This is a genomic window from Agreia sp., assembly GCF_964263775.1.
Classification (GTDB): domain Bacteria; phylum Actinomycetota; class Actinomycetes; order Actinomycetales; family Microbacteriaceae; genus Agreia.
Window position 1 is genome coordinate 1 of record NZ_CAXVWM010000090.1, and the last position, 10,309, is coordinate 10,309.

At 65.9% G+C, this 10,309-nt stretch carries 12 protein-coding genes; 10 read left to right on the forward strand and 2 right to left on the reverse strand.

Going from position 1 to position 10,309, the window contains the following annotated elements; translation table 11 throughout:
* Positions 1-53: 53 nt before the first annotated feature.
* Genes ACE5CZ_RS07390 through ACE5CZ_RS07410 form a run of 5 tightly spaced genes read left to right on the forward strand, consistent with a single transcriptional unit; the run spans position 54 to position 4,061 of the window.
* The gene (locus ACE5CZ_RS07390) at positions 54-821 is read left to right on the forward strand and encodes a PH domain-containing protein (RefSeq protein WP_374946684.1); all 768 of its coding nucleotides are present in this window, start codon (positions 54-56) and stop codon (positions 819-821) included.
* Positions 822-830: 9 nt separating this feature from the next.
* Positions 831-1,037, forward strand: a complete 207-nt coding sequence (locus ACE5CZ_RS07395; RefSeq protein WP_374946685.1) for a hypothetical protein — start codon at positions 831-833, stop codon at positions 1,035-1,037.
* Positions 1,038-1,046: 9 nt separating this feature from the next.
* A complete protein-coding gene (locus ACE5CZ_RS07400; protein WP_374946686.1) occupies positions 1,047-2,183 on the forward strand; it encodes a 5-(carboxyamino)imidazole ribonucleotide synthase in 1,137 nt (378 codons plus the stop codon).
* A gap of 16 nt (positions 2,184-2,199) precedes the next feature.
* Positions 2,200-2,700: a 5-(carboxyamino)imidazole ribonucleotide mutase gene (gene purE, locus ACE5CZ_RS07405; protein ID WP_374946687.1), complete on the forward strand. Its 501-nt coding sequence runs from the start codon at positions 2,200-2,202 to the stop codon at positions 2,698-2,700.
* Positions 2,697-4,061, forward strand: coding sequence for an LCP family protein (locus tag ACE5CZ_RS07410; RefSeq protein ID WP_374946688.1), 1,365 nt, complete (start codon positions 2,697-2,699; stop codon positions 4,059-4,061). Before purE ends, ACE5CZ_RS07410 begins: the two co-directional genes overlap by 4 nt.
* Before the next feature lie 33 nt (positions 4,062-4,094).
* Here the strand turns inward: ACE5CZ_RS07410 and ACE5CZ_RS07415 are convergent, their stop codons facing one another.
* Positions 4,095-5,237, reverse strand: coding sequence for a glycosyltransferase family 4 protein (locus ACE5CZ_RS07415; RefSeq protein ID WP_374946689.1), 1,143 nt, complete (start codon positions 5,235-5,237; stop codon positions 4,095-4,097).
* 213 nt (positions 5,238-5,450) lie between these two features.
* Here ACE5CZ_RS07415 and rfbA point away from each other — a divergent pair, with 213 nt between their 5' ends.
* The 4 genes from rfbA (at position 5,451) to ACE5CZ_RS07435 (ending at position 9,690) form a co-directional block, all read left to right on the forward strand.
* Complete coding sequence (gene rfbA / locus ACE5CZ_RS07420) at positions 5,451-6,317, forward strand: glucose-1-phosphate thymidylyltransferase RfbA (protein ID WP_374946690.1); 867 nt, start codon at positions 5,451-5,453, stop codon at positions 6,315-6,317.
* Positions 6,318-6,320: 3 nt separating this feature from the next.
* Positions 6,321-7,457, forward strand: a complete 1,137-nt coding sequence (rffA, locus tag ACE5CZ_RS07425; protein WP_374946691.1) for a dTDP-4-amino-4,6-dideoxygalactose transaminase — start codon at positions 6,321-6,323, stop codon at positions 7,455-7,457.
* Positions 7,458-7,535: 78 nt separating this feature from the next.
* Positions 7,536-8,768, forward strand: coding sequence for a polysaccharide biosynthesis protein (locus ACE5CZ_RS07430; protein WP_374946692.1), 1,233 nt, complete (start codon positions 7,536-7,538; stop codon positions 8,766-8,768).
* Positions 8,758-9,690: a glycosyltransferase gene (locus tag ACE5CZ_RS07435; protein WP_374946693.1), complete on the forward strand. Its 933-nt coding sequence runs from the start codon at positions 8,758-8,760 to the stop codon at positions 9,688-9,690. Before ACE5CZ_RS07430 ends, ACE5CZ_RS07435 begins: the two co-directional genes overlap by 11 nt.
* Before the next feature lie 65 nt (positions 9,691-9,755).
* On the opposite strand, the gene ACE5CZ_RS07440 is transcribed toward ACE5CZ_RS07435, so the two are convergent.
* On the reverse strand, positions 9,756-10,025 hold the full coding sequence (locus tag ACE5CZ_RS07440; protein WP_374946694.1) for a hypothetical protein: 270 nt from the start codon (positions 10,023-10,025) through the stop codon (positions 9,756-9,758).
* Between the two features lie 9 nt (positions 10,026-10,034).
* Here ACE5CZ_RS07440 and ACE5CZ_RS07445 point away from each other — a divergent pair.
* On the forward strand, positions 10,035-10,309 hold a 275-nt coding region (locus ACE5CZ_RS07445), incomplete at its 3' end, for a hypothetical protein (RefSeq protein WP_374946695.1).

A 10,309-nucleotide genomic window follows, 5' to 3' on the forward strand; every position in this document is an offset into this window, starting at 1 on the left:
GAGAGTCGTCGTGGCGGCAGCAGATATCACGCACCTGAAGGTTCACTAGGCCCATGTCCGCCCCGAACGAGCCGCGCCCGAGCTACGGCGCGCTCATCCACGGATCCGACGCGCCGACCGAGGTCTACGCCGGCGCGGGGCGTTCGGCCGCGACGCCCCCTGTGCCGGCCCCGGCGCCGTCGGCCTACGGCGAGACCGTGGCGACCGAACGCATCCAGACCCCGCGTCGAACCGCGCCGGGCCAGCCCGGGCAGGGCGCACCGGATGCGACGGGCCCGGTTCCCGAGACGGCCGAACCCGAGCGCGTGGTCGCGAAGTTTCGCGCGCACGGCCGGCGCCTGTTCTTTCCGACGATCTTCGTGATCGCCGTGGCCGGGGCAACGGGCTATTTCTCCAACTGGTTTCTGGAGGATTGGCAGAACTGGGCCGTTCTCGCCGCGGGAGCGCTGCTTGCCGTTCTCTTCTTTCTCGTTCCGGCGGTGAAGTGGCTGAGCACCCGTTACGTCATCACTACGCGACGCATCATTGTGCGCCGTGGCCTGCTCGTGAACACGCGCAGCGAATTGATACTGGTGCGCGCCGGCGGCCTGACCGTGCGCAAATCGGTGCTGCAGGCGATGTTCCGCTCGGGAGACGTGCGCATCGGCACCGGCCCGGGAGAGTTCGCCGTTCTGAGGGATGTGCCCCGCGCCGACCTCGTCTCCGAGGTGATCGGCGACCTGCTCGAGTCGCAGCACGTGCCGTCTCAGGCGGTGCGTTTTCGGCGGCCAGACGCCGGCGACCCATGGTGGGACGAGCAGCAGCCTGCCCGATCGGAGTAGCCTCGGGTCATGTTGGAATTCAAAGGCGAGAAACTCGAACAGGTCTGGGTCGGCAACGAGCACGTGGCGAGCATCCGCGAGGCCTCGGGCCACGGTGAAGGCCCGTTCATCATCGAAACGGTCGACGGCGTCGAGATCCACCAGGCGGCCGACCTGCACCTCGCAGAGCTCTGGGTGGCGCAGCACTCCGACGGCATCCTGGGTCGCCCGAACTAAGCTGAACGCGTGAATAATCGCGTAGGGGTTATCGGTGGCGGTCAGCTGGCTCGAATGATGATTCCCGCGGCGGTGAACCTCGGCCTCGAGTTGAAGGTGCTCGCCGAGAACGCCGGGTCGTCTGCGGCGCTCGCCGCGAGCGAGGTGGGCGACTACCTCGATCTCGACACGGTTCTCGCCTTCGCCGAGACCGTCGACGTGGTCACTTTCGATCACGAGCATGTGCCGCAGGGCATCCTGCACGCCCTGGTCGAGGCCGGCCATGCCGTGCATCCTGGGCCCGACGCGCTGCTCTACGCGCAAGACAAGATCCTCATGCGCGAGAAGCTCGAGCAGCTGGGCGTGCCGGTTCCCATCTGGGCTGCGGTATCGGATGCCGCCGAACTCGCTGCGTTCATCGCAGACAACGGCGGCTCTGCCGTGGTCAAGACGCCCCGCGGCGGATATGACGGCAAGGGTGTGCGCGTCGTGTCGCACGTCGACGAGGTCGCCGACTGGTTTCTCGCCCTCGTCGAAGACGGCAACGGCGGGGCGCTCCTCGCCGAAGAGCGGGTCGATTTCACCCGCGAGCTCGCCCAGCTGGTCGCGCGTCGACCGTCGGGAGAGCTGCAGCTCTGGCGCGTCGTCGAGTCGATCCAGCGCGAAGGGGTGTGCGCCGAGGTCATCGCCCCGGCCCCGCGAAGCGCCGGTCGAGTGGCCGACGTCGCCGCCGACATCGCCACGACGATCGCGGAGGGAGTCGGCGTGACCGGAGTCTTCGCCGTCGAGCTCTTCGAGACCACCGACGAACGCCTGCTGGTGAACGAGCTGGCGATGCGCCCGCACAACACGGGCCATTGGACCATCGACGGATCGACCACCAGCCAGTTCGAACAGCACCTGAGGGCGGTTCTCGACCTGCCGCTCGGCGCCACCGGATGCCGCGACACCTGGTCGGTGATGGTGAACGTGCTCGGCGGGCAGGCATCCGGCACCCTGGCCGATCGCTACACGGCCGCGTTCGCCGACCAGCCCACCGTCAAATTCCACAACTACGGCAAGGCTCCGCGGCCCGGTCGCAAGGTCGGACATGTCACAGCCGGAGGCGACGACCTCGACCAGGTTGTGTTCGAGGCGCGTGCCGCAGCGGCTTTCTTCCAGAACTGACCTTTAGCATGGGCAAATGCCCGCTTCCATGCCCCTCGTCGGTGTCGTCATGGGGTCAGACTCTGACTTCTCCGTGATGGCCGACGCCGTCGCCGTGCTCACCGACTTCGGCATCGCCCACGAGGTGCAGGTCGTCTCGGCGCACCGCACGCCCGAGAAGATGATCGACTATGGTCGCACTGCTCGCGAGCGCGGCCTCAAAGTGATCATCGCGGGTGCCGGGGGAGCCGCTCACCTGCCCGGCATGATCGCTGCTGTCACGACGCTCCCCGTCGTGGGCGTGCCCGTTCCCCTCGCCCGGCTCGACGGCCTCGATTCCCTGCTGTCGATCGTGCAGATGCCCGCAGGCATCCCGGTCGCCACGGTCTCGATCGGGGGCGCCACCAACGCCGGGCTTCTGGCCCTGAGCATCCTGTCGACCTTCGACGACACGCTCGCCGGCAAGCTCGGCGACTACCGCGAATCTCTGACCGCCCTCGTCGAACAGAAGAACCAGGACCTGCAGGCGCGCCTATGACCACAGTCAATGCACCCATCCGTTATCCGGATGTGGCCTCTCCCAAAGTGATGACCGCTCGCGCCTGGGTTCTGGTCGTGCTCAACTTCGTGCTGCCCGGATCCGCCCAGGTGCTGGCCGGCAGCAGGCGTCTCGGCCGCTTCGGCCTCGGCTGCACGCTCGCCCTCGTCGGCCTGGCGATCGTCGCCGGCATCGTCTATCTCATCTGGCCCCAGGTGATCTTCTCGGTGTTCACGAACACCTGGAGCCTCTGGGCCGTGCAGATCATCCTCACCGCCTACGCTGTTCTCTGGGTCATACTCGCGCTCGACACCCTGCGCCTCGTTCGCCTCGTTCGCACCCGCCCGAAGGCGCGCGGCTGGATCGCCGGTTTCACCACGGTGCTCCTGGTGCTGTTCGCGGGCGGCGCGGGCTACGGGGCATACCTCGTGAACGTGACCCGCGACACGGTGGCCTCGATCTTCGCCGTGCAGGCGGCCGCAGAACCTCCCGTCGATGGCCGCTACAACATCCTGCTTCTGGGCGGTGACGCGGGCGCCGACCGCGACGGGCTGCGCCCCGACAGCATCACCGTCGTCAGCATCGAGGCCGACTCCGGCCGGGCCACGATGATCGGCGTGCCTCGCGACCTTCAGGAGGTGCCCTTCCCCGCAGACTCGCCCTTGGTCGGTTCCGACTACGACGAGAACGAGACGGGCGTCTACGACTGCGGTTCCGACTGCCAGATCAGCTTCCTCTACCCCCGCGTCGAGGCCTATGACCAAGACCTGTACCCGAATGCCGAGGCCGAAGGGTCGAACGCCGGTGTCGAGGCGACGAAAGACGCGGTCGAGGGCGCGCTGGGCATCACCATTCAGTACTACGTGCTGATCGACATGCAGGGCTTCGCGCAGCTCATCGACGCCCTGGGCGGAGTCGACATCGAGGTGAGCGAGCGACTGCCGATCGGCGGCGACGAGAACCTCGAACAGGTCGAGGGGTGGATCGAGCCGGGCCTGCAGCACATGGATGGCACGACGGCGCTCTGGTACGCGCGCTCGCGGCATTCGACCAGCGACTACGACCGCATGGGTCGCCAGCGCCAGCTGCAGACCGCGATCCTCACGCAGTTTCAGCCGGCCAACGTGCTGTCGAAGTTCCAGGGCATCGCATCCGCCGGAGCTGACGTCGTGAAGACCGACGTTCCGCAATCGACTCTCGCGTATTTTCTCGACCTCGCGATGAAGACCAAAAATCTTCCCATCGACAACGTCGAGCTCGTGCCGCCGCTGATCGACCCCGAGGAACCCGACTGGGCCACGGTTCACCAGACCGTGGCGGACGCGCTCGTGCTGAGCTCGTCGAAGACCGCCGCGCAGTAGGGGAGCAGTCTCCGAAACTTCGGTGCTGCAGAACTACAGGTCGGCGTGCAACTGCCAGACTTTCTCGGCCGAATCGCGCCAGCTGAAGGCACGGGCCCTGTCGTAGCTGCCCACCGACAACCGCTCGAAAAGCTCTGTGTCGCCCAACACACGGATGATCGCTTCCGCCAGCCGTTCGGGATAGCCCGCAGCGTCGCCTCGTTCGACCGATACGCTCGCTCCGGCCGTGACCTCGAGCAATGCCGGCACGTCGGAGTGGATTACGGGGGTGCCGAAGTTCATGGCCTCGATCACGGGCAGGCCGAATCCTTCGGCGAGGCTGGGGTAGATGAAAAGCGACGCGCGGTCGAGCAGCAGCGCGAGATCGGAGTCGGACACGAATCCTAGGGTGCGCACGCGCTCAGGGGGAAGGCCGGCTTCTGCGACGACGCGGGCGACATCGAGGTCTCCCCAGCCGTCGGGGCCGGCAATGAGGAGCGGCAGGTCGGGAACTCCGGGGCGCGCGAGGGCGGCGATCAGGGGAGCGAGGCCCTTGCGGGGCTCCAGGGTGCCCACCGTAAGCATGTACTCTGCCGGCAGGTCGAGCTCGGCAGCGCGTGCGTCTGCGTTCTCGGGCACGACGAGTTTCGAACTGACAGCGCCTCCGATCACTCGAACGCGATCGCCGAAGTTCACGAATTCGTGCAACTCGGCCGCGACGGCGTGAGTGGGCACGACGATAGCGTCGGCGTAGCGGCGCGCGCGCTTGGCGAGCCCCTTGTGCCAGGCGACGCCGTGTTTCGTGAGCGTCTCGGGATGGGTCCACGGAACGACGTCGTGGATCGTGACGGCCACCTGCTCACCGATCGAGTTGACCCTGTCGATTTTGCGTAGCGGTGCGAGCAGGCTCGTGGCGTGGATCATGCCGCGGCCCTTCGCCCCGGTCGAAAATCCATGCTGCCAGGCTCGTGCCAGTTCGCGGCGGGGCAACGGCAGCTGCGTGAGAGTCGCGAGTCCGGGTAGCCGGGCGAGCGTCTCGTCATAGGTGTCAGTCGGCACCTTCGACATGATGCCTTCGACGTCGCAACCGCGAGGTGCCGTGGCGATCAACTCACGTGTCAGTTCTTCTGTGTAGCGACCGATTCCCCCCGGTACTGTCGCCACCATCTGATCAATGATCACCCTGAGGGTTGTCATCAGTCTCCAAATACTTCCCGAGTGCACTGCAGACTGCAGCCCACGGGACAAGGGCGTATGGGTTCGAATTCCGCTCGGGACCTGCGACAGGTCTGTGAGAACCGGGTGGACAAGCCGCGGGGCGGAACGAACAAACGACGAACTGTCCGTGGCTCTGACCCTATCAGTGCGCAATGAGGCTACCTGAGAGGCTCCCCGGTAGACTTCTCGACCATGCGCGGAATCATTCTCGCCGGCGGCTCCGGCACCCGGCTCTGGCCCATCACAAAGGGCATCAGCAAGCAGTTGATGCCTATTTACGACAAGCCCATGATCTACTACCCCCTCTCGACGCTGATGATGGCCGACATCAACGAGATCCTCATCATTACAACGCCTGAATACAACGAACAGTTCAGGGCGTTGCTCGGCGACGGCAGCGATCTCGGCATCCGCCTCGAGTACGCCGTTCAACCGTCTCCAGATGGGCTCGCCCAGGCCTTCATCATCGGGGAGGAGTTCATCGGCGACGAGAGCGTCGCCCTCGTGCTCGGTGACAACATCTTTCATGGAACGGGCCTCGGTTCGAGCCTGCGCAACAACACGGCCTTCGGCGGTGCCCTGATTTTCGCTTATCACGTGGCCAACCCGCGTGCCTACGGCGTAGTCGAGTTCGACGATGCCAACGTGGCCGTGTCGATCGAGGAGAAGCCCGAAGAGCCCAAGAGCAACTACGCCGTTCCCGGTCTGTACTTCTACGACAACTCGGTCGTCGAGATCGCCAAGACGATCGAGCCCAGCGCCCGGGGCGAACTCGAGATTTCGACCGTCAACGAGCGATACCTCAACCAGGGAAATCTGCGGGTGCAGGTTCTCGACCGCGGAACGGCCTGGCTCGACACCGGAACATTCGAGTCGATGGTTCAGGCCACCGAGTTCGTTCGCGTCGTCGAAGACCGCCAGGGGTTCAAGATCGGCTGCATCGAGGAGATCGCGTGGCGAGCCGGATGGATCTCGGATGAGCAGCTTCGAACTCTCGCGGCTCCTCTCGTGAAGAGCGGCTACGGTGCATACCTCAACACGCTTCTCGATGCCCGCTGACGGATGACCCCAGACATCCTGTTCTCGAAGCCGTTTCACGCGCCTCGAGAGATGGAGAATCTTGCGCGCGTGGTGCACGGAGATCATGCTCACGGCGACGGCGACTTCACTCGCGCGGCCATGCACCGTCTCACCAATATCACCGGCGCCCGTGCGGCGCTGTTGACGACGTCGGGCTCGCACGCTCTCGAGCTGGCGAGCAAGCTGCTCGACCTCGGCCCTGGCGACGAGGTCATTTTGCCGAGCTTCACGTTTCCGTCGGCGGCGAATGCGGTCGCCCTGACCGGGGCCACCTGCGTCTTCGTCGACGTCGACCTGCGTTACGGCAACATCGATCCACAACAGGTCGCAGAGGCTGTCACCGCGCGAACGAGGGCGATCTCTGTGGTCAACTACGGAGGAGTCGCAGTCGACTTCGACGCGCTGACCTCTATCGCCGACGAGCACGGGCTCGCCCTCATCGAAGACAACGCGCACGGTCTCGGCGGCACGTACCGTGGCCAGCAGCTGGGCACGTTCGGTATCGTCGCAGCACAGAGCTTCCACGATACGAAGAACGTGCACTGCGGCGAGGGCGGTGCGATTCTCATCAACGACCCGTCGCTTGTCGAGCGGGCCGAAATAGTGCGTGAGAAAGGCACGAATCGAAGCCGGTTTTTGCGCGGGCAAGTAGACAAGTACACCTGGGTCGACATCGGGTCGAGCTACCTCCTGAGCGAGTACAACGCCGCCGTGCTCGACTCGCAACTCGAGTCCTTCACGCTTATCCAGGCGAAGAGGCACGCCGTGTGGAATAGCTACGCCACGCGCTTGCCCGTCTGGGCCACCGCCGAGAATGTGCGCCTGATGGAGGTGCCCGCGGATCGCCGCCACCCGGCGCACCTGTTCTTTGTTCAGGCCCCCGATCACGAGTATCAGGCGGCACTGCTCGCTCATCTCCGCTCGGTCGGCGTCATCGGCACATTCCACTACATTCCGCTCGACTCGGCGCCCGCGGGCCGGCGCCACGGTCGGCGCCTGCGTGAACTGACCGCGAGCCAACAGTTCTCTGATCGCCTGGTGCGGCTGCCCCTGTGGGCCGGAATGACCGACGGTCAGGTCGATCGCGTCATCGAGGCCGTCTCCTCGTTCCGCCGCTAGTCGTCCTCGCGTGACCGCCGAGTTCCGCCGGTAGGATCGGGGGAGCTTTCCGCCCATGTTCGAGGACGAAGAATCACCATGAAGACCGTTCTGCTGCGCCTCTCCGGCTTCACGGTCTTTCCGCTCCTCTCGCTCATCACGCCGTTCCTCCTTCTGCCGATCGTCTCAGGCATCGTGGGCGCCGACGGGGTCTCGAGCGTCATCTCGGGCCAGGCCATCGGCACCTTCGCGGCGACCGCACTGATGTGGGGCTGGAATGTCGACGGTCCCGTGGCTATCGCCCGTGCAATCACGCCCGACGAGAGGGCCGCGGTCTACCTCCGAAGCGTGCGCACGCGCATCGTGCTGCTGGTTCTCGCGCTGCCGGTCGCGTCGGTCATCGCGGCACTCGTCGCCGTGCCGGAGTTCCGCGTCGAGGCCGTGTCGATGGCGCTTGCCACCGCTCTGGTCGGCATGTCGCCGGCCTGGTTCTGCATCGGGCTCGGGCAGCCTCGGCTCCTCGCGTTCTTCGACACGATCCCGAGATTCGCGGCCACTCTGGTCGCCGTGCCCCTGCTGCTCGCCACCCAGCAGATCTGGGGCTACACGGTGGTGCTGGCGGCCGCAACGATTGTGAGTCTCGTGCTGTTCCATCTCCGTTTCTCGCCCGGGGGAGTGTGGCTGCCACGACCGCTCGGCGCAGCACTGCGTGATCTGCGCTCGCAGGGTCACACCGCCGGAATCAGCATGGCGGGCAGTGCCTACGCATCCACCCCTGCGCCGATAGCGACGGCGTCGACGAGCCCCCTCGCATCCGGCAGCCTGTCGACGGCGGACACGCTCTACCGCTTCGGACTCTTCACGGTCGTCGCGCTGGGCAACGCCTTTCAGAGCTGGACCATCGAACCCGGAGTCTCGAATAGGAGGCAACGGCACACGTTCGCCCTCTGGTCGCACGTCTGCCTCGGGGCCGCCGGACTGGTGATTCTGGTGCTCGCCGGGCCCTGGGTCAGCGAGATTCTCTTCGCCGGGCAGGCGCGTGCGACGGTCGAGGTGTGCCTCTACTACGGCATCGCCTTCTTCTTTCTGTCTGTAGGCACGCCCCTGATGCGCAACGTGTTGATCCCCGCGGGCCGACAGCGACTCATCCTTCGCTGGACGCTCATCTCGGCCGTACTCGGAATCACCGCGATGCTCGTGGCCGGGCTGTCGGGGCACGCGCCGCTCATCGCCCTCGGCATGGCGCTCAGCGAGGCCGTGCTGTGCGCGGCCCTCGCGGTGCCGGCGTTCCGCGAGCTGCGCCGCGAGAAAGAAGAGACCCGTGTCGAGTGAGCGGCAGGCTGTCTCCGGCGTCGTCGCGATCGTGGCCTCGTATCGCCCGGATGCCGAGTTGGTTGCCACCGCAGCGCTGCTGGCCGCGCAATTCGAACACGTCGTGGTGGTCGACGACGGGTCTCCTGGCGACTTCGCCGCCCGGCTCGACGCCATCGAGGCCACAGGTGCCCGCGTGATTCGGCGGCCTCAGAACGCGGGCATCGCAGCAACCCTGAACGCGGGCATCCGATCGGCGGATGAGAGTTGGCGACCCGACTACTTCGTGACTTTCGATCAGGACTCGGTGCCGGTCGACGATTACGCCGAACGGGCGCTCGCGACCTATCGCAAGGCCCGCGCGGCCGGCCGTAGGGTCGGCTTCGTCGTCGCATCGTCGTATAGCGGGCATCCGGTGCACACACGGGGTGAGGTGGCCGGTTTGGCGGTGGCTTTCGACCCGATGCAGTCGGGCTTCGTCATCGCCCGCGAGACAATCGAGTCGATTGGCGAGTTCGATGAGAATCTTGTGATCGACGGCGTCGACAGCGAATACACGGCTCGGGCGCGTGCAGCGGGTCTCGACGTGCTCGTGGGTGCCGGATGCGACATCCGGCATCAACTCGGTCGGCGCGACCCCGCGCGGCTGTTCGGGCGGCCGCTGCGCGTGCTCGGCCGACAGTTCAGCTACAACTACCATTCGCCCCAGAGGGTGTACTACATCGCGCGCAACGGCACGACACTGACGCGGCGCTACCTGCTCAAGGACCCGTCGTGGGTGCTGCGGCGACTGGTCGAGGAGTCGAAGGCGCATCTGCTGCGGCTCGCGTTCAGCCCGAACCGGCGAGCTCTCGCCCGTGCAATGGGTGCGGGGTATTGCGACTCGTTCCGGGGGCGCACGGGTGTGATGGCTTCGTCTCTGAGGCGACGGCTGTCGGGCTGAGCAGGCCGTGCTGACACGGAGACGCGGCGTCACATTGGGTGATCATGGTCTGCGCGCACATACCTCTATGCTGATCGATAGCAGTCGATCTGAGCTGCAGGATCGCGCAAATTACCAGGGGGATCAACATCAATTCCACAACAGATTGTCTCGCGAACACAGGCTCCGCAGAAGTTCTTCCTTGGGTCGTCATCGCCATTGTCCTGCTCGTCGGCGGCGTCGCCGGCCTCGCGATTGCGCGCAAACGACCTCGGCTGGCAATGCTGGCCCTGACGCCCCTGCTCGTAGCCGTCGTCCTGTTCGGCGGAAGTTCCCCCGCTGCGCAGGCGGCTCAAGACTGCGGTGTGCCGATTTCGCAGGGTGACGTGCCCGTCTTGCCTGTGACCACTCCGGCTCCAGAACCTGTATGTACGCCGATCTCGTACGACTCCGTTGCTCCCGAGACGAACAACTGGGCCGGCACGAATTCACCGGTTGAAGGCCTCGCGGGGCTCGTGCAGTCCTGGGACGCCGACGATTCCGGGGCTGTCGAGTCGCTCGTGGCCGCCTCGAGCATGTATCCCCTGCCTGCCATCGTGACACTCGCCATCACCGATTACTCCGCCGAGTCCGACGATGC

Excerpts from the sequence above, each read along its gene's own strand:
- ACE5CZ_RS07390 (WP_374946684.1), top strand. The coding sequence starts at position 54 with ATGTCCGCCCCGAACGAGCCGCGCCCGAGCTACGGCGCGCTCATCCAC.
- ACE5CZ_RS07395 (WP_374946685.1), top strand. The coding sequence starts at position 831 with ATGTTGGAATTCAAAGGCGAGAAACTCGAACAGGTCTGGGTCGGCAAC.
- purE (WP_374946687.1), top strand. The coding sequence starts at position 2,200 with ATGCCCGCTTCCATGCCCCTCGTCGGTGTCGTCATGGGGTCAGACTCT.
- ACE5CZ_RS07410 (WP_374946688.1), top strand. The coding sequence starts at position 2,697 with ATGACCACAGTCAATGCACCCATCCGTTATCCGGATGTGGCCTCTCCC.
- ACE5CZ_RS07415 (WP_374946689.1), bottom strand. The coding sequence starts at position 5,237 with ATGACAACCCTCAGGGTGATCATTGATCAGATGGTGGCGACAGTACCG.
- rfbA (WP_374946690.1), top strand. The coding sequence starts at position 5,451 with ATGCGCGGAATCATTCTCGCCGGCGGCTCCGGCACCCGGCTCTGGCCC.
- rffA (WP_374946691.1), top strand. The coding sequence starts at position 6,321 with ATGACCCCAGACATCCTGTTCTCGAAGCCGTTTCACGCGCCTCGAGAG.
- ACE5CZ_RS07430 (WP_374946692.1), top strand. The coding sequence starts at position 7,536 with ATGAAGACCGTTCTGCTGCGCCTCTCCGGCTTCACGGTCTTTCCGCTC.